28 protein-coding genes, 1 other RNA gene and 1 riboswitch are annotated in these 22,613 nt (G+C 60.4%); of the genes, 22 read left to right on the top strand and 7 right to left on the bottom strand.

The features are described from left to right. Window positions 1–45: 45 nt before the first annotated feature. The 5 genes from ACYBHZ_RS00355 (at window position 46) to ACYBHZ_RS00335 (ending at window position 2,299) form a co-directional block, all read left to right on the top strand. Window positions 46–441 (top strand): EF-hand domain-containing protein, encoded by a 396-nt coding sequence (locus tag ACYBHZ_RS00355; RefSeq protein WP_460272200.1) that lies wholly within the window; start codon window positions 46–48, stop codon window positions 439–441. 108 nt (window positions 442–549) lie between these two features. After that, window positions 550–864 carry a hypothetical protein gene (locus tag ACYBHZ_RS00350; RefSeq protein WP_460272199.1) on the top strand — a complete coding sequence of 105 codons (315 nt, stop codon included), beginning with the start codon at window positions 550–552 and terminating at the stop codon, window positions 862–864. Between the two features lie 134 nt (window positions 865–998). After that, on the top strand, window positions 999–1,553 hold the full coding sequence (locus ACYBHZ_RS00345) for an RNA polymerase sigma factor (protein ID WP_460272198.1): 555 nt from the start codon (window positions 999–1,001) through the stop codon (window positions 1,551–1,553). Between the two features lie 3 nt (window positions 1,554–1,556). After that, on the top strand, window positions 1,557–1,880 hold the full coding sequence (locus ACYBHZ_RS00340; RefSeq protein ID WP_460272197.1) for a hypothetical protein: 324 nt from the start codon (window positions 1,557–1,559) through the stop codon (window positions 1,878–1,880). Next, window positions 1,880–2,299 carry a hypothetical protein gene (locus ACYBHZ_RS00335; RefSeq protein ID WP_460272196.1) on the top strand — a complete coding sequence of 140 codons (420 nt, stop codon included), beginning with the start codon at window positions 1,880–1,882 and terminating at the stop codon, window positions 2,297–2,299. The genes ACYBHZ_RS00340 and ACYBHZ_RS00335 overlap by 1 nt, the downstream gene beginning before the upstream one ends. 14 nt (window positions 2,300–2,313) lie before the next feature. On the opposite strand, the gene ACYBHZ_RS00330 is transcribed toward ACYBHZ_RS00335, so the two are convergent. Next, window positions 2,314–3,018 (bottom strand): metal-dependent hydrolase, encoded by a 705-nt coding sequence (locus ACYBHZ_RS00330; protein WP_460272195.1) that lies wholly within the window; start codon window positions 3,016–3,018, stop codon window positions 2,314–2,316. A 56-nt stretch (window positions 3,019–3,074) separates the two neighbouring features. On the opposite strand from ACYBHZ_RS00330, the gene ACYBHZ_RS00325 reads away from it, so the two are divergent. The 7 genes from ACYBHZ_RS00325 to ACYBHZ_RS00295 all read left to right on the top strand — a co-directional run bounded on the left by ACYBHZ_RS00325 (window position 3,075) and on the right by ACYBHZ_RS00295 (window position 8,287). Continuing rightward, window positions 3,075–3,725 (top strand): ceramidase domain-containing protein, encoded by a 651-nt coding sequence (locus ACYBHZ_RS00325; RefSeq protein WP_460272194.1) that lies wholly within the window; start codon window positions 3,075–3,077, stop codon window positions 3,723–3,725. 35 nt (window positions 3,726–3,760) lie between these two features. Next, window positions 3,761–4,048 carry an Asp-tRNA(Asn)/Glu-tRNA(Gln) amidotransferase subunit GatC gene (gatC, locus tag ACYBHZ_RS00320; protein ID WP_460272193.1) on the top strand — a complete coding sequence of 96 codons (288 nt, stop codon included), beginning with the start codon at window positions 3,761–3,763 and terminating at the stop codon, window positions 4,046–4,048. An 11-nt stretch (window positions 4,049–4,059) separates the two neighbouring features. Further along, window positions 4,060–5,547 carry an Asp-tRNA(Asn)/Glu-tRNA(Gln) amidotransferase subunit GatA gene (gatA, locus tag ACYBHZ_RS00315; protein WP_460272192.1) on the top strand — a complete coding sequence of 496 codons (1,488 nt, stop codon included), beginning with the start codon at window positions 4,060–4,062 and terminating at the stop codon, window positions 5,545–5,547. Between the two features lie 34 nt (window positions 5,548–5,581). After that, a complete protein-coding gene (locus tag ACYBHZ_RS00310) occupies window positions 5,582–6,289 on the top strand; it encodes a hypothetical protein (protein WP_460272191.1) in 708 nt (235 codons plus the stop codon). Window position 6,290: 1 nt separating this feature from the next. Continuing rightward, the gene (locus ACYBHZ_RS00305) at window positions 6,291–6,989 is read left to right on the top strand and encodes an N-acetylmuramoyl-L-alanine amidase (protein WP_460272190.1); all 699 of its coding nucleotides are present in this window, start codon (window positions 6,291–6,293) and stop codon (window positions 6,987–6,989) included. 13 nt (window positions 6,990–7,002) lie between these two features. Continuing rightward, window positions 7,003–7,402, top strand: an RNA gene (gene rnpB / locus ACYBHZ_RS00300) — RNase P RNA component class A. A 174-nt stretch (window positions 7,403–7,576) separates the two neighbouring features. Then, window positions 7,577–8,287, top strand: coding sequence for a DUF533 domain-containing protein (locus ACYBHZ_RS00295; RefSeq protein ID WP_460272189.1), 711 nt, complete (start codon window positions 7,577–7,579; stop codon window positions 8,285–8,287). A gap of 60 nt (window positions 8,288–8,347) precedes the next feature. Here the strand turns inward: ACYBHZ_RS00295 and ACYBHZ_RS00290 are convergent, their stop codons facing one another. Then, on the bottom strand, window positions 8,348–9,244 hold the full coding sequence (locus ACYBHZ_RS00290; RefSeq protein WP_460272188.1) for a DMT family transporter: 897 nt from the start codon (window positions 9,242–9,244) through the stop codon (window positions 8,348–8,350). A gap of 75 nt (window positions 9,245–9,319) precedes the next feature. Continuing rightward, window positions 9,320–9,491: riboswitch (FMN riboswitch) on the bottom strand. Between the two features lie 218 nt (window positions 9,492–9,709). On the opposite strand from ACYBHZ_RS00290, the gene rpmG reads away from it, so the two are divergent. Continuing rightward, complete coding sequence (gene rpmG, locus ACYBHZ_RS00285) at window positions 9,710–9,877, top strand: 50S ribosomal protein L33 (RefSeq protein ID WP_009572866.1); 168 nt, start codon at window positions 9,710–9,712, stop codon at window positions 9,875–9,877. A gap of 129 nt (window positions 9,878–10,006) precedes the next feature. After that, a complete protein-coding gene (locus ACYBHZ_RS00280) occupies window positions 10,007–10,630 on the top strand; it encodes a GNAT family N-acetyltransferase (RefSeq protein WP_460272187.1) in 624 nt (207 codons plus the stop codon). 9 nt (window positions 10,631–10,639) lie between these two features. Here the strand turns inward: ACYBHZ_RS00280 and ACYBHZ_RS00275 are convergent, their stop codons facing one another. From ACYBHZ_RS00275 to ACYBHZ_RS00265, 3 genes are all read right to left on the bottom strand, one after another. Beyond that, on the bottom strand, window positions 10,640–11,065 hold the full coding sequence (locus ACYBHZ_RS00275) for an EamA family transporter (RefSeq protein WP_460272186.1): 426 nt from the start codon (window positions 11,063–11,065) through the stop codon (window positions 10,640–10,642). A gap of 79 nt (window positions 11,066–11,144) precedes the next feature. Beyond that, window positions 11,145–11,915, bottom strand: a complete 771-nt coding sequence (locus tag ACYBHZ_RS00270) for a Bax inhibitor-1/YccA family protein (protein ID WP_460272185.1) — start codon at window positions 11,913–11,915, stop codon at window positions 11,145–11,147. Window positions 11,916–12,175: 260 nt separating this feature from the next. Beyond that, window positions 12,176–12,388, bottom strand: a complete 213-nt coding sequence (locus tag ACYBHZ_RS00265) for a DUF1127 domain-containing protein (RefSeq protein WP_460272184.1) — start codon at window positions 12,386–12,388, stop codon at window positions 12,176–12,178. 123 nt (window positions 12,389–12,511) lie between these two features. Between ACYBHZ_RS00265 and ACYBHZ_RS00260 the strand changes: the two genes are divergently transcribed. After that, entirely contained in the window at window positions 12,512–13,390 is an 879-nt protein-coding gene (locus tag ACYBHZ_RS00260) for a LysR family transcriptional regulator (protein ID WP_460272183.1), read from the top strand. Window positions 13,391–13,465: 75 nt separating this feature from the next. Then, window positions 13,466–14,209: an NAD(P)-binding domain-containing protein gene (locus tag ACYBHZ_RS00255; RefSeq protein WP_460272182.1), complete on the top strand. Its 744-nt coding sequence runs from the start codon at window positions 13,466–13,468 to the stop codon at window positions 14,207–14,209. A 91-nt stretch (window positions 14,210–14,300) separates the two neighbouring features. Here ACYBHZ_RS00255 and ACYBHZ_RS00250 read toward each other — a convergent pair whose 3' ends face one another. Next, window positions 14,301–15,284, bottom strand: coding sequence for an NADPH:quinone oxidoreductase family protein (locus tag ACYBHZ_RS00250; protein WP_460272181.1), 984 nt, complete (start codon window positions 15,282–15,284; stop codon window positions 14,301–14,303). 353 nt (window positions 15,285–15,637) lie between these two features. On the opposite strand from ACYBHZ_RS00250, the gene ACYBHZ_RS00245 reads away from it, so the two are divergent. From ACYBHZ_RS00245 to ACYBHZ_RS00230, 4 genes are all read left to right on the top strand, one after another. Continuing rightward, on the top strand, window positions 15,638–16,021 hold the full coding sequence (locus tag ACYBHZ_RS00245; protein WP_460272180.1) for a helix-turn-helix domain-containing protein: 384 nt from the start codon (window positions 15,638–15,640) through the stop codon (window positions 16,019–16,021). A gap of 189 nt (window positions 16,022–16,210) precedes the next feature. Next, window positions 16,211–17,020, top strand: coding sequence for an inositol monophosphatase family protein (locus ACYBHZ_RS00240; protein ID WP_460272179.1), 810 nt, complete (start codon window positions 16,211–16,213; stop codon window positions 17,018–17,020). 36 nt (window positions 17,021–17,056) lie between these two features. Further along, entirely contained in the window at window positions 17,057–18,397 is a 1,341-nt protein-coding gene (locus ACYBHZ_RS00235) for an 8-oxoguanine deaminase (protein ID WP_460272178.1), read from the top strand. A gap of 53 nt (window positions 18,398–18,450) precedes the next feature. Beyond that, window positions 18,451–18,945 (top strand): CAP domain-containing protein, encoded by a 495-nt coding sequence (locus tag ACYBHZ_RS00230; protein WP_460272177.1) that lies wholly within the window; start codon window positions 18,451–18,453, stop codon window positions 18,943–18,945. Window positions 18,946–19,111: 166 nt separating this feature from the next. Here ACYBHZ_RS00230 and guaD read toward each other — a convergent pair whose 3' ends face one another. Continuing rightward, the gene (gene guaD / locus ACYBHZ_RS00225) at window positions 19,112–20,404 is read right to left on the bottom strand and encodes a guanine deaminase (RefSeq protein ID WP_460272176.1); all 1,293 of its coding nucleotides are present in this window, start codon (window positions 20,402–20,404) and stop codon (window positions 19,112–19,114) included. A gap of 137 nt (window positions 20,405–20,541) precedes the next feature. On the opposite strand from guaD, the gene mgtE reads away from it, so the two are divergent. Next, the gene (gene mgtE, locus ACYBHZ_RS00220; protein WP_460272175.1) at window positions 20,542–21,933 is read left to right on the top strand and encodes a magnesium transporter; all 1,392 of its coding nucleotides are present in this window, start codon (window positions 20,542–20,544) and stop codon (window positions 21,931–21,933) included. Then, window positions 21,930–22,496, top strand: coding sequence for a 5-formyltetrahydrofolate cyclo-ligase (locus tag ACYBHZ_RS00215; RefSeq protein WP_460272174.1), 567 nt, complete (start codon window positions 21,930–21,932; stop codon window positions 22,494–22,496). The genes mgtE and ACYBHZ_RS00215 overlap by 4 nt, the downstream gene beginning before the upstream one ends. Window positions 22,497–22,613 lie beyond the last annotated feature (117 nt).

The following is a 22,613-nucleotide window of genomic DNA, read 5'->3' as shown; positions in this document are numbered from 1 at the left end:
GAGCCCCCGTATTTAAGGGTATCGACGACGCAAAGGAGGAACCACATGCGTATCCGATATCTAGTCACGTTCTGCGCACTCGGGCTGGCCGCGCCAGCTTTCGCGGCAACGAATGTTTTGAGCTATGACAGCAACGGCGACGGGGTCATCACCCTGGCCGAATTCCAAGGGCTGCAAAAAGACAGCTTCAAAAACCTCGACACCGATGGCAACGGCTCCGTCACGGTGGCTGAACTGCAAGCCATGCCTGCCGCTCAGGGGCGCAATGTCTCCGGCGAACGGATCATGGCGCGTGATGGCAACGGCGATGGCGCCGTGACCGAAGCGGAATTCCTGACACAGGCACCCGGGTTCGAGCGCGCTGATCGCAACAAAGATGGTGTGCTGGCTGGAAATGAGCTTGCCCGCATCAACAAATTTCTGACGAAGGCCAGTTTTTAAGGCCCGCGTCTCCTGCCTTCCTTCCCTGTGATCCCCCCGAAAGCCGGATCATCCTTCCCGCCTTCGACCAAAGGCCCCAATAACACCCCTGTAACAAGGACTGTAACGATGAAAACTGTGATCAAACCTCTCTATGCCCTCGCTCTAATCGTACCGCTTGCGGCCACCGCGCCGGCTTATGCGCGCGGCCTGACCGTGACCACCGACAACGGCGGCAGCGTTTCCAAGGAACACACCTGTATTCAGGGCAATGACATGGTGACCTGCGAATCTGTGACCACCGGCACCAATGCCGCAGGCGAGAGCGTTTCGCGCGGTGTCGTGCGCACCAATGACGGGAGCGGCACCGATGTCGAAACGACCCTGATCGCCCCCGATGGCAGCAGCCAGACCCGGAACCGTGGCATTATCGTAACCCGCTGACCGCGGTCAGGCCCGGATCGTTCCCATTCCCCCCCCCCCTCGACGATCCGGGCCGCTTTTAAACGGTAAAATGTGTGTTTGTTGATATAAGACAGGGCAAACGTCCCCGTCGAAAAGAAACCGGAACAACGGGTATGGAGTCACGTCAGACCGAAGCCGCCGCCGCGATGGCCGCGATGGTGCAAGGCGAACGCGCTGCGTTGGCCCGTCTGATTGCACTCTATGGTCCGGGAATCCGGCGCTATGCGGCACAGGTGCTGACCGTGTCGTCCGAGGCCGAAGACGTGGCTCAGGAGGTTTTCCTCCGGGCATGGTCGAAGGCGGCGAGTTACGATCCGCAGAAGGGGGCGGTGTCGAGTTGGCTCTACCGGATCGCGGTCAATCTTTGTATCGACCACAACAGGCGAGGGGGATTTCGGCGGTTCGTGGGGCTCGACAGCCTGCCGGAGCCGGAAGACGACACGCCGGGGGCGGAGGCCGAATTGGCCGCTCGCCAGCGGCTGGCCCAGACGCAGGCGGTGATCCGCACTTTGCCGGAACGTCAACGTCAGGCGCTTATGTTGAAGGCGGCGGGTGAGCTCTCGGGGGCGGAGATCGCTGTGGCCATGGGGGCGAGTGAGGGGGCGGTTGAACAATTGCTGGTGCGGGCGCGCAATGCGCTCCGGGCCCGGCTTGAAAAGGAGGACTGATCAATGCCGGATCAGAAAACACAACCGAGCCTGTCTGAGGATGAGGCTTTCGACTGCGATCTTGCGGCGTTGATGAAAACGCCCGGCGATGAGGATGTCGCCGTCCTGTCGCGGTCCGTACTTAATCAACTGGCCGAAACATCGACCGGGGGGAACCATCCGCTCGCCGAAGTGTTGTCCGAACCCTTGCCGTGGGCCATGGGCTTTGCCGGGCTGATGGGGATCGGTGTCGCGCTGGGCTATCTGTTGTCGTCGGGCGTTCTCGGCGACAGCTTCTTCGCCTTGCTCGCGCTCGGCGATTTCTTCGGCCTGTTGGGAGGGTTCTGATGTCTGCTCAAACCACACATGCCCCCCACCGCTCTTGGGGCCGGATCGCGCTTGTCGTCGTGCTGGGCCTGTCCCTGTTGGGGAATGCAGTCACCTTTGGTGTGATCTGGAGGTTCCAGCAGGTTCGGGTGAGCGTGATGGGCGATGAAGGGCCGGACGCGGCGCGCGTGCCGACTTTCCCGAGCGAGATTCGCAAGGCGCTGCGCGAGAGCTTCAAGGAGGATGAAGAGCTGCAAGCCAGCCTGCGTGATGCGATCAAGGCCCGGCGCGATGTCGTTGCTGTGAGCACCGGCGAGGCCTTTGACAAAGCCGCGACGGAAGCGGCGATGGCCGAGTTCCGCACTCAGTTCATCGCCGCCTTCGACGAGATGCAGTCGATGGTGCTCGGCGTCCTCGAAGAGCAGGCCGAGCAGGATTGAGATCGGGTTAGGGATCAGATCTCAATCGGCACCAGAACCTCGGGCACCTTCACCACACCGTCTTTGAGCGCATAGACCAGCTCATCGCAATTTTGCGCCAAAAGCGGGAAGGTGCCCCAGTGACACGGGATCACTGTCTTGAAATCAAAGAATTTCTGGCAGACGTAAGCGGCCCGTTTCATGCCCATCGTGTAATGCCCGCCCGCACAAAGCAGCCCGATATCGGGTTGGTGCAGATCGGCGAACCATTCCATATCGGCCATGATGTCCGTGTCGCCGGAGACATAGATCGTATGACCCTCGCCGGAAATCATGAACCCCGCCGGATCGCCTGCGTATTGCGGTGCGCCGTTTTTGAAATCGATGGAGGAGCTGTGCACGGCATTGACCATCGTGATGGTGACCGTCGCGTCGCCCTCGCCAAGCGTGATCGTACCGCCCTTGCCGAACCCCGTGACCTGCGCCCCTTCGGCGCCGAGGATCAGGGACAACTCGTGAATGCAGTAGATCATCGCATCCGTGCTTTGCGCCACAGGTAAAGTGGTGGAAGCGTGGTCGCCGTGACCGTGGGTGAGGAAAATCGCCGTCGCCCCCTTGGTGGCCTCGTTGTCGCGGCCCTCCGGGAAGGCCGGGTTGCCCTGAAGCCAAGGGTCGATCAGAAGAACCTGATCCGATATTTCGATCCGAAAGCCGGAATGGCCAAGCCAGGTGATTTTCATGAGAAGACTCCCTATCTTTCTTTGACAGAAACCTAGCACGGGAGCGTAGCACGTCCATGTATCGAGACCAGATCGACGCCTATTGTGAGCGCACGGATTTCACATTTTGGTCGGAGCCGGTGAACGCATTCACCAATGCCGCCTTTTTGATCGCCGCGATTATCATCTGGCCGCGCACCAAGGGCTTGCCGATGGCCCGCGCTCTGGCGGTGGTGCTTTTCGTCATTGGTCTTGGCTCTTTCGCCTTCCACACCACGGCAACGCGCTGGGCCGCGATGACGGACACAATCCCGATCCTGATCTTTGTCCTGTTCTATCTCTTTGCCGCCTCCCGCGATTTTCTCGGTTTGGCGACCGGGCGCGCGATCCTCGCCTGTCTTGCGTTCTTTCCCTTCGCCTTCGTCTGCTCGCTGGTATTCTCGCATTTCGGGCTTGGCTCCAGCGCGGCCTATTCTTCCGTGCCGCTGCTGATCTTCATCTACGCTTTCCTACTGCGGAAGCGCGCGCCCCGAACCGCCCGTGGTCTCGCCATTGGAGCTTCGATCCTCTGTCTTTCCATCGCGATGCGCTGGCTGGATATGCCGATCTGCGGGAGCTTTCCGATGGGGACACATTTCCTCTGGCATGTGTTGAATGCCGCCATGCTGGGCTGGATGATCCATGTTTATATCACGCATATGCTTGAAGGCCGTGCGCAGGGGCGCTAAAGCCTCAACTGACCAAGAATACGGAGCATTGCCACATGTCCATCGACATCGATACCGCGCGCCGGGTTGCCAAGCTCGCCCGCATCCGGGTCGAGGAAGACGCGCTTCCCGCCCTCGCTGATGAGTTCAACGCCGTTCTCGGCTTTATCGAACAACTGTCCGAAGTGGACGTGGAGGGCGTCGAGCCGATGACCTCCGTCACGCCGCAGCGCCTCAAGCGCCGCAAGGACGGTGTCACCGATGGCGAGATGCAGGACAAAATCCTCGCAAATGCTCCGGACGCGCGCGAAGGCTTCTTCGCTGTGCCGAAAGTCGTCGAATAAGGGTGAGTGACATGACCGATCTGAACAAACTGACCCTTTCTGCCGCTCGCGACGGGCTGCGCAATGGCGATTACACCTCTGCTGAACTGACCGAGGCCTGCCTCTCCGCCATCGAAGGCGCGGGCGCTCTGAACGCTTTCGTCCACAACACGCCGGAGATCGCCCGCGAGCAGGCGAAAGCCGCCGATGCGCGCATTGCCGCTGGCGACGCTCCCGCGATGTGCGGTCTGCCGATCGGGATCAAGGATCTCTTCGCGACCAAACACGTCCCGACCCAAGCGGCGTCCGCGATCCTCGAAGGGTTCAAACCCGAATACGAGTCGACCGTGACGACCAAGCTGTTCGACGCGGGCTCCGTCATGCTGGGCAAGCTCAACATGGACGAATTCGCCATGGGCTCCTCGAACGAAACTTCGACCTATGGCAACGCGATCAGCCCGTGGCGCCGTGGCAATGACGATGCTGCGCTCACGCCCGGTGGCTCTTCCGGTGGCTCCGCCGCCGCCGTTTCCGCCGATCTCTGCCTTGCTGCGACCGGCACCGACACGGGCGGCTCGATCCGTCAGCCTGCCGCTTTCACCGGCATCGTTGGCATCAAGCCGACCTACGGCCGTTGCTCCCGCTGGGGCATCGTGGCCTTTGCATCGTCTCTCGATCAGGCTGGCCCGATGACCAAATCCGTGCGCGATGCGGCGATCATGCTGGAGACCATGTGCGGTCATGACATGAAAGACAGCACCTCCGCCGATCTGCCCGTGCCGAATTTCGAAGCCCTGCTCACCGGCGACATTCGCGGCAAGAAAATCGGCATCCCGAAAGAATACCGTCTTGAAGGCACGCCGGAAGAGATCGTCAAGCTTTGGGACGATGGTGCCGCCATGCTCAAAGATGCAGGGGCCGAGATCGTCGACATCTCCCTGCCGCACACCAAATACGCGCTGCCGACCTATTACGTCATCGCGCCCGCTGAGGCCTCCTCCAACCTCGCGCGGTATGACGGCGTGCGCTACGGCCACCGTGCCGCGCTCTCTGAGGGAGACGGCATCGATGACATGTACGAGAAAACCCGTGCAGAAGGCTTCGGCAAAGAGGTGCAGCGCCGCGTGATGGTCGGCACCTATGTGCTCTCCGCCGGGTTCTACGACGCCTATTACAACAAGGCGCGCAAGGTTCGGACGCTGATCAAGAAAGACTTCGAGGATGCGTTTGCCGCTGGCGTCGATGCGATCCTTACGCCCGCCACCCCGTCTCCGGCCTTCGGTCTGGGCGAGGTGTCCGACTCTGACCCGATCCAGATGTATCTGAACGACGTCTTCACCGTGACCGTGAATCTCGCGGGTCTGCCGGGCATCTCCGTACCGACCGGCGTCTCCTCCACAGGCCTGCCACTTGGGCTTCAGCTCATTGGTAAACCTTGGGAAGAGGGCGATCTGCTGAATATCGCGCATTCACTGGAAGGTGCAGCGGGCTTTGTTTCCAAGCCTGAAAAATGGTGGTAAGGGACAGTTTGACTGACCCTTACGGAGCCTCGCAATGCGTCGTGCCTCACTCGCTTTGATCTCTTTTGCTGCGCTTGCCGCCTGCCAAACCGCTGTTCCCGACAGCGGGGCGGGCGTCGGCTTCAGCTCCTATTCGGACTATCAGGCTCATCGCGAGGCCGAGTTGATCGCCAATGGTGAAGGCGCGGGGAGCGCGTCTGTCGCGACTTCCGGTCTCGACACGCAAGCGATCTCCGACGAGGCGCTTGAAGGCATTGCCGAAGCGGAAGCCGGTTCGACGACGACCGCCGCAACGACCCAAGCGACGACCCAAGCAACCGGGGCGACACCCTCTGCCGTCTCCAACGCGATGGGGATTTCTGCTGAGAACAGCTTTGACGCTGTCTCCTCGGAGCGTTCCATCGAGCAGGACAAGGCTTTTGTTGAAGCCAACAAAGAAGCCTATGTCACGATCCAGCCGACGGCCTTGCCGTCGCGCCCCACCTCTGACGCCGGGACGATCGTTGAGTTTGCGCTCAATACGACCAACACCGTCGGTCAGGCGCTTTATTCCCGTTTGATCCCCGGAGCCGAATCCCGTGCGGCACGCAACTGTGCGAAATACGCTTCGCCTGATCTGGCGCAGGACTATTTCCTCAAGCACGGTGGTCCGGAGAAAAACCCGCAGGGGCTTGATCCCGATGGGGATGGCTTCGCCTGTAGCTGGGATCCCGCGCCCTTCCGTCTGGCCGCCAACCGCTGACATGTCGTCAAAACCTCTGATCCATGAGCATCCGTCGCCCAACTTTGGCGAACGGCGGGACGGCGCGCGGCCGGATCTCGTGGTGATCCATTACACGGCGATGGCCTCGGCCGAGGAGGCTTTGGCGCGGCTCTGCGATCCTGAGTTCGAGGTCTCCGCGCATTATCTTATTTCTGAACAGGGGCAGGTGTTTCGCCTCGTCGAGGAAGAGATGCGCGCATGGCACGCCGGGGCCGGGCAATGGGGCGACGTGACGGATGTCAATTCGCGCTCCATCGGCATCGAACTGGCAAACCCCGGCACCACGCCTTTCTCTGCGGCGCAGATGGACGCGTTTGAGGGACTTCTTGCAGATATTCTGACACGCCACGCGATCCCGCCGGAACGTGTGATCGGCCATTCCGACATGGCCCCCCTGCGCAAAATCGACCCCGGCCCGCGCTTTGACTGGAAACGGCTTGCTTTGCAGGGTTTGTCTGTCTTTTCTGATGTGATTGAGAATATCGAGCCCGATGAGGTTCGATTTGTGCAAGATCTAGAATGCATTGGCTACCCGGCTACCCCGCTCGAAGCTCTGCTCCCGGCCTTCCGGAGTCGGTTTCGCCCCCATCATCAGGGGCCGCTCGACGGGCGCGATATGGCGCTGGCCTGCGATCTTGCCGCGCGCTTTCCGATTGACCGGACCGCGCCGCTCGCCTAAGTCGCTCTCCGACGCGGATGGCCGGATAATCGCCGCTTCTCTTTGATGAGGAGGGGAGGAAAGTCCGGACTCCCTTGAGCAACGGTGCCGGGTAACGCCCGGCGGGGGCAACCCCAGGGATAGCGCCACAGAGAACAGACGGCCTTCTATACGGAGGTCATGGTGAAACGGTGGGGTAAGAGCCCACCGCGCGACTGGCAACAGAAGCGGCACGGCAAGCCCCACCGGGAGCAATGCCAAATAGGGGTTCTACGCGGGGTCTGTTGTGCGCAAGCATACCGCCCGCAAGGTCGCTCAAGCCTGAGAACCCGGGTTGGCAGCTTGAGCCGTCTGGTAACAGCCGGCCTAGAGGAATGGTTATCGAAGGGGCGCATGCCCCGGAACAGAATCCGGCTTACAGGCCGTCCGCGTCATATTTCACAAAGGTTGAAGGCAGGGCTTTGCCCTCTTGGCCGCTGCGCGTCCAATTCACCCAGGATATTTTCAGACAAAAGACGCGGGGAGCTTTGGGCGGGTTTGCCCTGTTGGCAGATTGCGGCTTTCATCGCAGTATGGTCCTGAGAATTTATCAGGAGAGGGAGTTTCCCATGAGTTTCGTGAAGACCCTGACCACGCTCGCCATTGGCTTCGCCGCGGCGAAAGGTGTTGAGAAAGTCAAAAAGATGGGCGGCATGGAGGGCGTGCGCGAGGCGATGCGCCAATCCGGCAATCCGGGAAGCGTCGCCGATCAGATGGGCCAGATGGCCGAAAAGTTCGGCTTCCCCGGCGGTGCGGATGCCGTGCGCGACATGATGGGCAAGATGGGCAATCAGGCCGCCGACATGTCTGAGGCGACCGAAGCCGGTCTCGGCTCTCTGTTCTCCGCCATGTCCGGCGCGGCAGCGACCGGGATGACGTCGATGTCCGACATGTTCGAATCCGTGACCAAAGGCACGGCTGTCGGTGCGGCTTCCGAGGAACATGCGAAGCTTATGATCCGTGCGATGATCATGGCCGCGAAGGCCGATGGCGAGATCGACGCAGAAGAGCGCACGAAAATCCTCGACACGCTGGGCGATGCGTCGCCTGAAGAGATCGCCTTTGTGCAGGCCGAGCTGGACGCGGCGGTCGATCCGATGGCGCTGGCCAAAGATGCCGGGACGACCACGGCGGCGCAGGTCTATGCGGCGGCGTTGATGGCGATCTCCGTTGACACAGAGGCGGAGAAAACCTTCCTCACCGGTCTCGCGCAATCTCTGATGCTTGATCCCGCGAAACAGGCGGAGATTCACATGTCGATGGGCAAACCGGTGATTTGATCCGACCGGCACAGGAATAGAGAAGGGCGGCCCAGTATATCCACTGGGCCGCCCTTTTCATTATGCGGGCTGTTCTGAGCGGCGTTCCTGTTGGAGCAGGTAGAAAGACGCGGCGAGAATCAGGGCGGCGCCGAGCCACATCGATCCGGGCGGCACGAAACCGAAGGCGAGCACACCGAAACCGACGTTGAGCGGCAGTTTGAGGTGGTCGAACGGCTGCAAATAGGCGGCATCCGCGACCGTGTAGGCCTTGGCGATGGCATATTGTGCCAGCGCCGTCAGAAGCCCTGCTGCGATCAGGATGAGGGCGGTCAGACCGCCGCTGAAGGCCACGCCGTCACCAAGCGTCAGTGCGAAGTTCACGGGGCTCAGAAGCAGCAGGAGGTAGACCGTGAGGCTCTCCGGGCTTTCGCTGCGAGTCAGGCGCTTGGTCAGCAGTGAGGTCAGCCCCCAGAAGAAGGCCGCACCGACCGGATAGAGCGCGTAAAGCGAGAAGGCATCAGACCACGGTGCGAGAATGATCATCCCGCCGACGAATCCTGCGGTGACGGCGAGCCAGCGGGCCGGGCCGGTCTCTTCACCCAGAAATAGCCCTGCGCCGAAGGTCACAAAGAATGGCGAGAGCATGATGAGGGCGATTGCCTGCCAGATCGGCACATGCGCGAGACCTGCGACCCAGAGCTGAACCCCGACGACGGCGGAGGCGACACGGGTGAGGTGCAATATCACCTGTCCGGTTTTCATCGCTGAAAGGCCGTGGCGGATCACCCAAGGCAGGGAAAACAAGAGGGCAATGAAATATTGCCAGAAGGCCATGCGCGCCGAGGGCACGTTGAGCATCATCGTGGCATATTGGGTCAGAAGGTTGATGACGGCGAAAAGCACACCCGCCGCGATCATCAAAAGCGCGCCGGAGCGGGCCGGGCCGAGTTTGGCCAAATTGGGTGTCAGAGTCATGTGTCGTCCTTTCTTCACACATAACTCAAGGCATCGAGGGTGAAGGGACATCTCCCCAAGGGGAGTGTCTCGTTCGCCTTTTCTCTTTCATCCGGACTATGACCGTCGGCTCCGGGGTCGCACCGGATCTGCTGTCCCAGCGTGTCTGATAAGACGCGCATGGCGCTCGCGGGCTGATCGGGGAGGCTTTGAAAAGTCGCCCCGAAACACCGCCGGTGGGGAATTTCGCCCCGCCCTGAGAGGTTTCACGGCCTGATTGGCCGCATGACCTATTTAGAAAGTGAACGCCCCGGACGCAATCACTCAGTCTTGCAGGGTGACTGTGCAGGCTTTTGACTGGCGTCTTCCGTCAATTTCTGAGAAAAGCCCATTGACTCGGAGGCCCAAAGGCTTAAAAGCCGGGTTTCAAGGATTCCACGGGTTGGCCCGACCACCCGTCGCACGAGATAACTGGAGTAACGAAAAATGGCGAAGCCGACGACGATCAAAATCCGTCTCAACTCGACCGCGGACACGGGCCACTTCTACGTGACCAAAAAGAACGCCCGCACCATGACCGAAAAGATGGTCGTAAAAAAATACGACCCGGTTGCGCGCAAGCACGTCGAGTATAAAGAAGGCAAGATCAAGTAAGACCTTCTTAAATACCAAGATAGACAAAGCCGCGCGACCCGAGAGGGAAGCGCGGTTTTTCTTTGCCAGCTCTCCCTCCCAAGCCAGCGGTCCACAAGTTTCCAAACCCGCCAACAAAGGAGAGAAGAGATGTTGGGATGTTATGATGATGATTTCAGGGAGCCGGAGCGGCCTGATTGCTCCTGCTCGATGCCATCCAGCCTGAGTGAGGCTTTGGCGGTAGGCGCGCAGGAGATTCGCAAAAGCGTGCCCTTCACCGTGCGAGCCGCCATGCCGGCCGATACCGCGGAGATCGACACGCTTTTTCGTGCCTCCTACGGTCAGCTCCTGAAACAGCATTATTCCGCCGCGATTCTGGACGCCGCGCTGCCCGCGCTTTTGCATACGGCACCGCGCCTGTTGAACTCCGGCACGTTTTTCGTGGCCGAGACGGGCGGAGGCGAGGTCATCGCGGCAGGTGGCTGGACGCAGGCCACGCCTTTCGGCGGTGTCGGTCCGCGTGAGATCGGCCACATGCGCCGTGTTGCGGTGCATCCAGATCACGTCCGGCGTGGTATCGGCTCGGTTCTGCTCGATCATATCCTCGACAACGCGCGTCTGACGGGCGTTGAGCGCATGTGTTGCCTCTCGACGCTCTCTGCACGGGAGTTCTACGAGGCGCACGGGTTCGAGGCCTCCGGCGATGTCGATCTGGCGCTGAAACCCGGTGTCTACCTGCCTGCGATCCAGATGGCCCGCGATCTGGTCCTGTGATCTGAGGTCTCAGGCAATCGCCATAAGCACGGCGCCGGTCGAGATCAGACCGACGCCGACCCATCCCAGAAAGCTCAGCTCCTCGCCCAGCACAAGCGCAGCGAGGACCGCCACGAAGACCACGGAGAGCTTGTCGACCGGGGCGACCTGTGACGCCTTGCCGATCTGCAGGGCGCGGAAATAGCACACCCATGAGGCGCCGGTCATCAGTCCGGAGATTGCCAGAAAGCCTGCGCCTTTCGGGCTGAGTTTCGACAGCGGCTCAATGTCCCCGAGAGACCATGCGAACAGCCCGGAGGCGAGGAACACGACGCCGGTGCGCAGGAAGGTCGCGAAGTTGGAGTTGATCTCGGATACGCCGATCTTGGCGGTGATTGCCGTCAGAGCGGCGAAGAGGGCGGAGAGCAGGGCCCAGAATTGCCAGTTGTCGGTCATACGTATCTCCCGCGAAAGCATGAAAAAAGGGCCGGTCGAAACCGGCCCTTTGTCATTCTGTCAGTCAGATCCTGTGGGATCAATCACGATTGCCGAGGAACTGCAGCAGGAACATGAAGAGGTTGATGAAATCGAGGTAGAGGTTCAGGGCCCCCATGATCGCCGATTTCGCCAGCCATTCACCGTCCATCGCATGTGCGTGGGCAATGTAGTCGGTTTTGATGCGCTGCGTGTCATAGGCGGTCAGGCCCGCGAAGAGCAGCACGCCGATGGCGGAGATCGCAAACTCAAGACCGGTGGACTTGAGGAAGATGTTGACGACGGAGGCGATCAGGATGCCAATCACCCCCATGATCAGGAAAGAGCCCCAGCCGGAGATGTCTTTCTTCGTGGTGTAGCCCCAGAGCGACAGGCCAGCGAAGGCACCTGCGGTCACGAAGAAGGTCTGCGTGATGGAGACCCCGGTGAACACCAGGAAGATCGAGCTGAGCGACAGGCCCATCAGCGCCGCATAGGCGTAGAAGTAGGTCTGGGCGGCAGCTGCGGAGAGGCGGCCGATCACGGCACCAAAGCCGAAGACCATCGCCAGCGGTGCGAACATGATCACCCATTTGAGCGGGGACACGTAAAGCGCGTAGCCGAAGCTTGACAGATATTCACCGATGCCGACCTGATATTCGGTCGGGGTCGAGGTTACGGCGAGGTTGGAGAGCGCCCATGCGGCGAGCGCAGTCACCAACAGACCCACGGACATGGTGCCGTAGACCTTATTCATATGGGCGCGAAGGCCAGCGTCGATCTCAGCCGAGCGTGCGCCCACACCCGCGTGGATCGTTCTGTAGTCAGCCATTGATTGTATTCTCCTGTGCGTCGAAATCCCTGTCCCTCCGCGACATGCGAAGGTGTCCTGTCCGATATTGGCAGTCCGGGGGCGGATTTCAACCCGTGAAGATGCGGGAACGATGTGTTTTTATCGTGATGATGTGAGGCGGGAAAATCCGCTCATGTGGCCGAAAAGGCATGAAAAACCGCGATGCCAGGGAACATCGCGGTTAAAGGGTTGCCTTGGGGGACTTGAGGGCGGCGACCGAGACAAGCTGTCGCATGGGGTCATTTCATCCAGTGAGACGGGGCATCCCAAACGGCGCGCTGGCCTTCGATAAGCGCCTCAGTGCGGGTCAGGCCGATGTCTTCGAGACGTGCATCATCGAGCGCGGCAAGCTGGCGGCGCTGGCGCGCGATCTCGCGGGCTTTCATAAAGCCGGAGAAGAAGGAGGGCGCGCGACGCGCGCTAAAGTAGCGGAGGAGGCTCAGGGTAGGCATCGTGTCGTCCTTAACAAAAGTTGAATGGTTGGCGGGAGTCAATCATTTCCCTTGATGTGTATTGCTGATCGTGTTCAATAAGTGAAATGAATGATTGTTGATTAAAGCATCACGGAGCATGATATGCCGCGCAATCTTGATCTGACCGCCCTGCGGTCTTTCGTGACCGTTGCCGATTGCGGTGGGGTGACCCGCGCGGCGGGCGCGCTCAACCTGACGCAATCCGCCGTTTCGATGCAGCTCAAACGTCTGGAAGAAAGCCTCGACGTCAAGCTTCTGGATCGCAGCGCCCGTAAAATTGCGCTCACCGCGCCGGGCGAGCAGCTTTTGTCCTACGCGCGGCGGATGTTGGAGCTCAATGACGAGGTCTACAGCCGTCTGACCGCCACCGAGTTCGAAGGCGAGATTGTGCTCGGCGTGCCGCATGACATCGTCTACCCGTCGATCCCTCTGGTGCTGCAACATTTCCACGCCGATTACCCGCGGATGCGCGTCAATCTGGAGTCTTCCTTCACCACGCAGCTCAAAGAGAAATTCTCCCGCGGTGAATGCGATATGATTTTGACGACAGAGGATGATCTCGATGCGGGCGGTGAGACGCTGGTTGAGCTGCCGCTGGTCTGGATCGGCGCGCCGAACGGGACGGCTTGGCGACAACGCCCGTTGCGGCTGGCGTTCGAGCATCGCTGTATCTTCCGCAAAGGCGTGCAGGAGGCGCTCGACCGCGCGGGCATTCCTTGGGAAGTCTCAATCGAAAGCGATCAGTCCCGCACCATCGAGGCCTCGGTCTCGGCGGATTTGGCTGTGCATGTGATGCTTGAGAATACCGCGCCGCCCTATTCCGAGCCGATCCAGCATGGCGGAGCCCTGCCGGAACTCGCGAGGAAGAAGATCAACCTCTACATGTCAGAGCAAAAGCGCAGCGAAGCGACGGACCGTCTTCGTGAGCTGATCCGTCAGGCCTATCGCAACCACGGCAGCGCGCGTCTGGCGGCGCAGTGAGACATTCATCGCGCCTCGCCTGATGCGTGAGACGTGATAAGATGCGGCGACAAGACGGAAAACGGAGGGCAGCGCATGCGTATCGGGGTCATTGGGTGTGGGACAATTGCCAGCGCGGCGGTGCATGGCATCGCGGGCGACGGGCACGAGATCACCGTCTCCAAGCGAAGCGCCCGCTATACCGATGTGCTGGCGAAAGCCTATGACAATGTGCGCGTGACCGACAATCAGACCGTTGTGGACCGCAGCGACGTCCTGTTCCTCGGCCTCATGGCCGAAGTGGCTCGCGATGTGCTGGGCACGCTGAGCTTTCGCGAGGGGCAGAGGGTGATCACCTTCATCGCCGGTCTCTCGCTTGAGGAGGTGGATGCTTTGGTGCGTCCGGCCCAAGCTGTGGCGATCATGATGCCGTTTCCCGGCATCGCGCAGGGCGGAACGCCGATCATGCAGGGCGGAACGCCGATCATGATGTATGGGGACATCGAACTTGTGACCGAGATCTTCGGCGCACGAAACAGTGTCTTCCCGGTGCAGAACGCGGCTGAGATGGCAGCCTATCTGAGCGCGCAAGCGGTGCTGTCCCCGGTCGCGCGGATGGTCGCGGATGCTGCCGATTGGCTCGGTGAACATGTGGCGGACAAGGCGCAGGGCGAAAGGTTTCTACGCGCGCTTGTCGCGTCCAGCCTCTCGGCCTCTGAATGTGCCCCCTTGATCGAAGCGCTGAACACGCCGGGCGGATACAATCAGCGGCTCCGGCTGCATATGGAAAAACACGGCATGGGCGAGGCGCTGAAGGACGGGCTGTCCGATATGCTTTGAGGCGAGGTTTGCCTGATGTCAGTCGCAGCCAAGTGCCCGACAAAAGTCCGACACAAAGCCGACGCTTTGCCGACAGTGCTTTTCGGGATGCTCAGGGCTCCAGAATGACCTTGCCGGTGGCCTGTCGTGTGCGGATCAGATCGAGGGCTGTTGCGAACTGATCGAGTGGCAGACGATGGGAAATATGCGGTTTGATCAGACCTTCTGCGGCCCAGTCAAAAAGCGTTGCCAGCGAGCTGCGCAGCGGGGTCGGATTGAAATTGAGATAAGCGCCCCAATAGAACCCGATGGCGGTGATGTTCTTCACCAGCATGTGGTTGGGTTTCATTTTTGGGAGTTCGCCTCCGGCAAATCCGATCAACAGGATGCGCCCATCCGGGTTTGTGGCGCGGAAACAAGCCTCGTAAAGCGGTTCTCCCACCGCTTCATAGACCACATCAGCGCCGCCTAACGCCTTGATTTGTTCGCGAATATCCGGGCTGTCGGCGTCGATCAGATGATCCGCCCCGGCGGCGCGCGCGGTGGTGAGCTTGTCTGCGCCGCGCGCAATTGCGATGACCTCTGCGCCCATCAGTTTGCCAAGTTCCACCGCCGTGAGGCCGACGCCCCCCGCAGCCCCGGTGACGACAAGCCGCTCTCCGGGCTGCAAGCGCGCTTTATAGTCCAGTGCCATATGCGAGGTGCCATAGGCGATCTGCAGTGCTGCCGCCTCGGCAAAGCCCAGTTCGTCCGGGATTGGCAGGCAGCGGTCGGCGGGAAAGTTCCCGGCCTCGGCAAGCCCACCCTGACCGGAATAGACCGCAACCCTCTGTCCGATCTCGAAGCCCGCAACGCCTTGCCCCACTTCGGTAATCTCGCCCGCCAGCTCAAGGCCAAGCGTAAAGGGAAGCTCCGGCGTGTCCTGATAGCGGCCCTTGCACATGAGCGTGTCCGCGAAATTCAAAGCCGCCGCGCGGATCTGAACGCGCAGCTCCCCTGCTGCAGGCGGCATAAGGGGAATGCTGTCCAGCGCAGGCGGCTGATCAAAGCGCGTGACGCGGCAGGATTTGGTCATGGTGAGGTGAGGTCTGGTCATGGTGTCATACGCGTCTGCGGCAGTCCCGTGTCTCTGTGAAATATCTCCAAGCTGTGACGGATTTTAACCGAGTCTGTCTGTTACGGAAGAGGAAGCTTGCGTGGTGCGTTTTGCAAAATGCAATAAATGATCAAAAACACGCGTGGGTTTAGTTGTTATTTTGCCGCGTTAGAGCTGTGGCAGGACTCATTTGCGCTGTTTGGTTTTATAAAAACAATTATATTTCATAGGTTTGTTTGCATTTGGTCAAATCCTACCCAAAAAGACAGGTTGAGAGATCAGCAATGTCGAAGGAAAAGTGATATACACGTATAGGTTATGAGCTTTCAGTGCGATACAAGGAGCGGTCAGGTATGAAACATCCCGTGGATGTCCATGTAGGAAAACGGATTCGTCATCGGCGGTGGATGGTTGGCATGACGCAGCAGCAGCTTGCGGAATTGGTCGGCATTAAGTTCCAGCAAATCCAGAAGTACGAAACCGGGATGAACCGGGTTTCAGCGTCTCGTCTGTGGGATATTGCCGAAGCACTGTCTGTTCCTGTCGCTTTCTTCTTCGAAGGTATGGATGCGTCCGCTGACAGCGATGCGGCGGCACAAGCTGCCGAGAACTCCGTTCCCTCCGACATCCTTGCGGATAAAGAAGCGCTTGAGTTGGTTCGCTCTTACTACGCTATTCCGGAAAATCAGCGCCGCCGCCTTTTCGAGCTGGCCCGCGTCCTCTCTGACGTCGCCTGATTTCTTGCGTTCAAGTTAAAAAACGGCCCCGCGTTCCTGACGTCGGGGCCGTTTTTTGTGCGATCTTTGGGCAAAGGGGGAGAGTTCCCGCATCTGCGGGCCTTGCTTGAGACGTGTTCTTGACCCTCCCAAGGGAAGGGGATACCGCGAAGGAAGGCCAACAGGCGGACTATAAATGCAGGAGAGATCATGACAGCGGCAGGTTTGAGCGCCGAAGTGCGTGCGGAAGTTATCGCAACGGCGGAAGCGGCGGCGGAAGCGGCGCGAAAGATCACTCTGGAGTATTTTCGCGGTGCGGCGCTTGGGACGGAATCCAAATTGCAGGCGGGTTTCGATCCGGTGACGGTTGCGGACCGCGGATCGGAAAAGGCCATGCGCGCGGTGATCGAAGCGCGCCGCCCGGACGACGGGATTATCGGTGAAGAGTTCGGCCCGAAAGAGGGGCGCTCTGGCCTGACTTGGGTGCTTGACCCGATTGATGGTACGCGCGGGTTCATTTCCGGCACGCCGACCTGGGGCGTGCTGATCGCGGTGCGCGATGCGGATCAGGTTGTCTACGGCGTGATCGACCAGCCCTATATCGGGGAACGCTTCATCGGCGGTTTCGGAACGGCGCAGGTCACGGGGCCGCATGGCACGCGCGATCTTGGCACCCGGACGGGTGTTGCGCTTGAAGATGCGGTGATTTTCTCGACCTTCCCGGAGGTTGGAAGCGAGATCGAAGGTAAGGCGTTTCAGGATCTCGCCGGGCGCTGCAAGCTGACCCGTTACGGCATGGATTGCTATGCCTATGCGCTCCTCGCTGCGGGTCATATCGATCTGGTGGTCGAGGCGGGGCTGCAATCCTATGACGTTCTTGGCCCGATTGGTGTGATCGAGGCGGCGGGCGGTATCGTGACCGACTGGCAAGGCGGATCGGCGCTCGAAGGCGGTCGGATTGTGGCTGCGGCCAGCAAAGAGTTGCATGAGGCAGCATTGGCGGTACTGTCGGGATACTGATCTCGCCGGACACCCGGCCCCCTTTGGGAGGCTCCGATGCACAACTGTTTCCTGATCCGCAATGCCGACGCCATCCTGACGATGGATGATGACCGACGTGAACTCAAAGGCGGCGATATCCTTGTTCGCGACGGGGTGATCGAGGCGGTCGGGCAGGGGCTTTATGATGACGACGCCCAGATCGTGGACGGACGCGGTTGTCTTGTGACGCCGGGCCTCGTCAACACCCATCATCATCTCTACCAGACCCTGACCCGCGCCGTGCCCGGTGCGCAGGACGCGCTTCTGTTTGGCTGGCTCAAGACGCTCTATCCGATCTGGGCCAAGTTCGGGCCAGAACATATGCGTATCTCGGCGCTGGTGGGCCTTGCAGAGCTGGCGCTTTCTGGCTGCTCGACGACGTCGGATCACCTCTATCTCTATCCGAATGGCGCGCGGCTCGACGACACGATCGAGGCGGCTCAAGCCATCGGGATGCGGCTACACGCGACGCGGGGCTCCATGTCCATTGGCGAAAGCCTTGGCGGCCTGCCGCCCGACAGTTTGGTGGAGCGCGAAGAGGATATTCTCAAAGATTGCATCCGGGTGATCGACACGTTCCACGATCCGAACCCCGGCGCGATGATCCGTGTCGGGGTCGCGCCATGTTCGCCGTTCTCCGTCTCGCGCGAGTTGATGCGCGACTCTGCGCTTTTGGCGCGGGACAAGGGCGTGATGATGCACACGCATCTGGCCGAGAACGAAGAAGATATCGCCTACAGCCTCGAAAAATTCGGCTGCCGTCCCGGTCAATATGCCGAGGAGCTGGGCTGGACCGGATCGGACGTCTGGCACGCCCATTGCGTCAAACTGGACGGAGAGGAAATCTCGCTCTTTGCGCGCACTGGCACGGGCGTGGCGCACTGCCCTTGCTCGAATTGCCGGTTGGGCTCCGGGATCGCCCCGGTGCGCCCGATGCGCGATCAGGGCGTTAAAGTCGGTTTGGGCGTCGACGGATCGGCGTCGAACGACACCGGCAATCTGATCATGGAAGCGCGCACGGGCATGTTGCTTCAACGTGTGCATTATGGGGCGGACAAGATGAGTCCTCGTGAGATGCTCGAAATCGCGACGCGTGGCGGGGCCGAGGTTCTGGGCCGCGATGACATCGGTATTCTCGCGCCGGGAAAACGCGCGGATATTGCGATCTGGGACATGTCGGACGTGGAAGCGGCGGCAAGCTGGGATCCGGCGGCGCTTCTGCTCGCAGGGCCGATGATCGTCAAAGACCTGTTCGTCGAGGGACGCCATGTGGTTGCAGATAGCTGGGTGAGCACCATCGACATGGGGACAACGCTTGCGCGGCAACGGCAGTTGGCGCAGGGGTTGATGAGCTGATGACACCAAGGGGTTTAAACGGAATGCATAGGAATGTGATGCGGGGGAATGTGATGCGGGCCGGAGCAATGGCGCTCGGGGCTTTGGCTCTGGTGGCTTGTGGCCCGGAAACGGGTGTCGGCTTCGGGGAATTGTCTCCCGTGACCACGGCGGCGACGGCCGCAGGGCCAGCGATGCAGCAAGAGGCTCAGATCATTGCATTGATCAATGCCGAGCGGACCAAACGCGGCTTGGTGGCTTTGCAATACAATCCAGCACTGTCCAAAGCGGCACAGCTTCATGCCAATGATCTGGTGGCGCGAAACGACTTTTCTCACAAAGGCAAAAACGGCTCCTCCGTCGGGGATCGCGTCCGTGCGCAGGGATATGCGTTCTGTGTTGTGTCCGAGAACCTTTCGGGCGGCTATCCGACCGTACAGAAAGCGATGCAGGGCTGGATGGAATCGAAAGGCCATCGTGCGAATATCCTGAATGCGCAGGTGCGTGACATCGGGATCGGTGTTGCTGCGGGTGGCATTCGTGTCGCGGTTTTCGCGCGCGGCTGCTGAGATCGATGTAAAATCTTGCCCAACAGAACGCGTTTTTTCTCCCGAGGGGGCGGCTTTGGCCGCCTCTTTGCCTGAAAGCCGACGTTTTTCTCCGCGTTGAATGGGGAGCAGCGCTCAGATGATCTGCGCAAGCTGCACCTCGACAAAGCCCTGCCGGTGACACGGATCATGCCGCGACACGTTCTCCCATGACATAAGAGGCAATTATCGCTCGATCATCGCCCATCATGATGGTGGGGAAAATCTCTTCCCAGATGGTGTTCGAGCGGATCGCGCGTTGTGCGATGGCGGGGGTCGAGGCAAGATCGATCACGGCAAAATCCGCTTCCATCCCCGGAGCGATGGAGCCGATCTTGTCTTCCATCAGAAGCGCCTCGGCAGAGCCATAGGTCGCGAGCCAGAGAAGTTGCGCTGGATGGATCGCCGTGTGGGTCAACTGTCCGATCTCATAGGCGGCGGCCATGGTGCGGAGCATGGAGAAGGACGAGCCGCCCCCGGTGTCGGTGGCAAGGCCGACACGCAGCCCTTCACCTTTGCGCGCCCCCATGTCGAACAGGCCGGAGCCGATGAAAGTGTTCGATGTCGGGCAATGGATCAGCGAGCAATCCATCGCTTTGAGATGCGCAATCTCGCGCGGCTCCAGATGGATCGCATGGCCAAACAGCGCGCCCTCACGGACGAGGCCAAATTGCTCATAGGTGTCGAGATAATCACGCGCATCGGGGTAGAGCCCCTTGACCCATTCGATCTCGTCGAGCTGTTCGGACAGGTGTGTCTGCATCAGGCAGGACGGATGTTCCGCCCAAAGTTGCCCCAAGGCGTCGAGTTGTTCGGGGGTTGAGGTGGGGGAAAAGCGCGGTGTGATTGCATAGCTCGCGCGGCCTTTGCCATGCCAGCGTTCAATCAGCGCTTTGCTCTCGTCATAAGCCGCTTTCGCCGTATCGCGCAGGAAGTCCGGCGCGGTGTCGCGGTCCATGCAGGTCTTGCCCGCCACGATCCGCATGTTGCGCTCCTCGGCGGCTTCGAACAGCGCGTCCGCCGATCCCGGATGGATGGTGCAGAACGAGGTGACCGTCGTGGTGCCATTGGCCAGCAACAGGTCGAGATAGCGCCCGGCGATGTCATCGGCATAGGCACGGTCAGCGAATTTGCTTTCTTCCGGGAAGGTATAGGTGTTCAACCAGTCGATCAGCCGTTTGCCCCAGCTCGCGATCATCGCGGTTTGCGGGTAATGCGCGTGGGCGTCGATGAACCCCGGAACGATCAGCGCCGGGCCATGGTCGAAAAACGCGGCGTCATGATGCTTGGCGCGCATGTGATCCCGCCCGCCGATTGACACGACATGCCCGTCGCGGATCAGGATTGCGGCGTCCGAGAGCACCTGAACGGCTTCTTCTGCGGGAATTTCGAACGGGTTGCCATGATAGGTGACGACCTGTCCTGCAATCAGCTTGTCCATCGGAGCCCTTTTTGATTAACGGCATTTCATATTGCTGGCAGATTATGCGGGGAGCAGGGCAAGGTAAATCAATCTTGCCCCTGTTTCTTGTGGTAGAGCTGTCATAAGGTCAGCGGTGACGAGCAAACGGGCAGGGCATGGTCGAAGAAGACACGGATATTCATCACGAAGCCGAGCAGGAAGAGGACGGCTACACGTTGAGCGGCAAAGCGTTCAGCGCGATCCTCTATGCCGTTGATACGGGCGACCGGGACAAGCTGGTCGAGCTGATGGAGCCGCTGCACGCGGCGGACATCGCCGACTTGCTCGAACAGGTGAATGCCTATGATCGGCGACGGCTGATTCTGCTCTATGGTGCTGAGTTCGACGGGGAAATCCTCTCCGAGCTTGATGAAGGCATCCGCGACGAGGTGATCCAAGTTCTGCGCCCGGACGTTCTGGCGGACGCCGTGCGGGACATGGAATCCGACGACGTTGTCGATCTCGTCGAAGATCTCGATCAAGACGCGCAGGCGGCGATCCTTGCCTCTCTTGAAGATGCCGACCGTGTCGCCGTCGAAAAGTCGCTGTCCTACCCGGAGTTTTCCGCCGGTCGTCTGATGCAGCGCGAGGTCGTGATGGGGCCGGAGCACTGGACCGTCGGGCAGGCCATCGACTTCATGCGCGAGGCGGAGGAGCTTCCAGACGACTTCTACCATATGGTGCTGATCGATCCGAAAATGCATCCGATTGGCCATGTCACGCTCGGAAAAATTCTCGGCGCGCCGCGCAGCCAGCCGTTGATGGAGCTTTTGGAACCGGGCTTTCGCACCTTTCGGGTTGATGAAAGCGAAACGGACGTGGCCTATGCGTTCAACCAATATCACATGATCTCCGCCCCGGTGGTGGATGAGAACGAGCGCGTGATCGGCGTGATCACCATCGATGACGCGATGAACGTGCTCGATGAAGAACACGAAGAAGACATCATGCGCCTCGCCGGTGTGGGCGAAGGCTCTCTTGCCGACCGTGTCAGCGACACGGTGAAACAACGCCTGCCTTGGCTGGCCGTGAACCTTGTGACGGCCATTCTGGCGTCCATGGTGATCGCGCAGTTCGAAGACACCATCGCACGCTTTGTGGCCTTGGCCGTCTTGATGCCCATCGTCGCCTCCATGGGCGGCAACGCAGGGACACAGGCGCTGACGGTGGCGGTACGTGCGATCGCGACGCGCGACCTTACGGGGGCAAACGTCTGGCGGGTGATCCGGCGTGAAGTGCTTGTTGGGCTCGCCAATGGTCTGGTGTTCGCGGTGATCATGGGCGCTGTTGGGATGCTCTGGTTTGACTCTCCCGCGCTGGGCGCCGTCATCGGCGCGGCGATGGTGATCAATCTTGTGATCGCGGGGCTCGCCGGGATCGGGGTTCCTGTCGTGTTGGAGCGGATCGGGGTCGATCCGGCTTTGGCGTCCGGGGCTTTTGTCACCACGGTCACGGATGTGGTAGGCTTCTTTGCATTCCTAGGGTTGGCAGGTGTGGTGCTGCTGTGAGCGATATTCAGGGTGTAAAAGCAAAACTGCGACGCGAGGCGAAAGCGGCACGGGACGAGGCCTATGCGCAGGATATGGGCTCTGCCGAACTGGCCACGAAAATGTTGCTGGGCCTCCTGAGTCCGCACCGTGGCAAGGTGACAGCAGGTTACATGCCTTTGGGCAGCGAGATCGATCCGCGTCCGGCGATGGCGGTTCTGCATGGTCTTGGTCCGGTGGCTGTGCCGGTCGTGGAAGCCAAGGCGCAACCCTTGCGTTTTGATCTCTGGACGCCGCAGGCGGCGATGGTCTCGGGGACTTTCGGGGCGCTGATCCCGGAGCTGTCGCACCCCGTCGAGCCGGAAGTGGTGATCGTTCCCATGTTGGCCTTCAATCGCGAAGGCCACCGTTTGGGCTATGGCGGCGGGTTCTATGACCGCACCTTGGCACGGCTGCGCGCGCGTGGTCCCGTCTATGCCGTGGGCTTGGTTTACGCGGCGCAGGAATTCCCGGATATTCCGGTCGAGCCGACCGATGCGCCTTTGGACGCCATCGTGACCGAGCGCGAAGTGCTGACCTTCTGAAGAGGACATCTCTATGGAGATTCCGGCCAACCGCGTCAAAGAAGCGCTCTAAAAAATCGCTACTGTGGACGGTGTGAATGCTGTCTTCATTGGGCCGACTGATCTCGCCGCAGGCAC

The organism is Celeribacter sp. ULVN23_4, from assembly GCF_054788345.1.
This window is presented reverse-complemented; position numbering and strand designations above follow the sequence as displayed.

Bases quoted from the DNA above. Each gene is read 5' to 3' on its own strand.
- ACYBHZ_RS00250 (WP_460272181.1), bottom strand. From the start codon at position 15,284: ATGACCAGACCTCACCTCACCATGACCAAATCCTGCCGCGTCACGCGC.
- ACYBHZ_RS00255 (WP_460272182.1), top strand. From the start codon at position 13,466: ATGCGTATCGGGGTCATTGGGTGTGGGACAATTGCCAGCGCGGCGGTG.
- ACYBHZ_RS00290 (WP_460272188.1), bottom strand. From the start codon at position 9,244: ATGACTCTGACACCCAATTTGGCCAAACTCGGCCCGGCCCGCTCCGGC.
- gatA (WP_460272192.1), top strand. From the start codon at position 4,060: ATGACCGATCTGAACAAACTGACCCTTTCTGCCGCTCGCGACGGGCTG.
- ACYBHZ_RS00340 (WP_460272197.1), top strand. From the start codon at position 1,557: ATGCCGGATCAGAAAACACAACCGAGCCTGTCTGAGGATGAGGCTTTC.
- ACYBHZ_RS00330 (WP_460272195.1), bottom strand. From the start codon at position 3,018: ATGAAAATCACCTGGCTTGGCCATTCCGGCTTTCGGATCGAAATATCG.
- ACYBHZ_RS00325 (WP_460272194.1), top strand. From the start codon at position 3,075: ATGTATCGAGACCAGATCGACGCCTATTGTGAGCGCACGGATTTCACA.
- ACYBHZ_RS00350 (WP_460272199.1), top strand. From the start codon at position 550: ATGAAAACTGTGATCAAACCTCTCTATGCCCTCGCTCTAATCGTACCG.
- guaD (WP_460272176.1), bottom strand. From the start codon at position 20,404: ATGGACAAGCTGATTGCAGGACAGGTCGTCACCTATCATGGCAACCCG.
- ACYBHZ_RS00280 (WP_460272187.1), top strand. From the start codon at position 10,007: ATGTTGGGATGTTATGATGATGATTTCAGGGAGCCGGAGCGGCCTGAT.
- ACYBHZ_RS00230 (WP_460272177.1), top strand. From the start codon at position 18,451: ATGCGGGCCGGAGCAATGGCGCTCGGGGCTTTGGCTCTGGTGGCTTGT.
- ACYBHZ_RS00275 (WP_460272186.1), bottom strand. From the start codon at position 11,065: ATGACCGACAACTGGCAATTCTGGGCCCTGCTCTCCGCCCTCTTCGCC.
- ACYBHZ_RS00310 (WP_460272191.1), top strand. From the start codon at position 5,582: ATGCGTCGTGCCTCACTCGCTTTGATCTCTTTTGCTGCGCTTGCCGCC.
- ACYBHZ_RS00295 (WP_460272189.1), top strand. From the start codon at position 7,577: ATGAGTTTCGTGAAGACCCTGACCACGCTCGCCATTGGCTTCGCCGCG.
- ACYBHZ_RS00305 (WP_460272190.1), top strand. From the start codon at position 6,291: ATGTCGTCAAAACCTCTGATCCATGAGCATCCGTCGCCCAACTTTGGC.
- ACYBHZ_RS00270 (WP_460272185.1), bottom strand. From the start codon at position 11,915: ATGGCTGACTACAGAACGATCCACGCGGGTGTGGGCGCACGCTCGGCT.
- ACYBHZ_RS00335 (WP_460272196.1), top strand. From the start codon at position 1,880: ATGTCTGCTCAAACCACACATGCCCCCCACCGCTCTTGGGGCCGGATC.
- ACYBHZ_RS00345 (WP_460272198.1), top strand. From the start codon at position 999: ATGGAGTCACGTCAGACCGAAGCCGCCGCCGCGATGGCCGCGATGGTG.
- ACYBHZ_RS00260 (WP_460272183.1), top strand. From the start codon at position 12,512: ATGCCGCGCAATCTTGATCTGACCGCCCTGCGGTCTTTCGTGACCGTT.
- ACYBHZ_RS00240 (WP_460272179.1), top strand. From the start codon at position 16,211: ATGACAGCGGCAGGTTTGAGCGCCGAAGTGCGTGCGGAAGTTATCGCA.
- ACYBHZ_RS00265 (WP_460272184.1), bottom strand. From the start codon at position 12,388: ATGCCTACCCTGAGCCTCCTCCGCTACTTTAGCGCGCGTCGCGCGCCC.
- ACYBHZ_RS00245 (WP_460272180.1), top strand. From the start codon at position 15,638: ATGAAACATCCCGTGGATGTCCATGTAGGAAAACGGATTCGTCATCGG.
- rpmG (WP_009572866.1), top strand. From the start codon at position 9,710: ATGGCGAAGCCGACGACGATCAAAATCCGTCTCAACTCGACCGCGGAC.
- gatC (WP_460272193.1), top strand. From the start codon at position 3,761: ATGTCCATCGACATCGATACCGCGCGCCGGGTTGCCAAGCTCGCCCGC.
- ACYBHZ_RS00355 (WP_460272200.1), top strand. From the start codon at position 46: ATGCGTATCCGATATCTAGTCACGTTCTGCGCACTCGGGCTGGCCGCG.
- mgtE (WP_460272175.1), top strand. From the start codon at position 20,542: ATGGTCGAAGAAGACACGGATATTCATCACGAAGCCGAGCAGGAAGAG.
- ACYBHZ_RS00235 (WP_460272178.1), top strand. From the start codon at position 17,057: ATGCACAACTGTTTCCTGATCCGCAATGCCGACGCCATCCTGACGATG.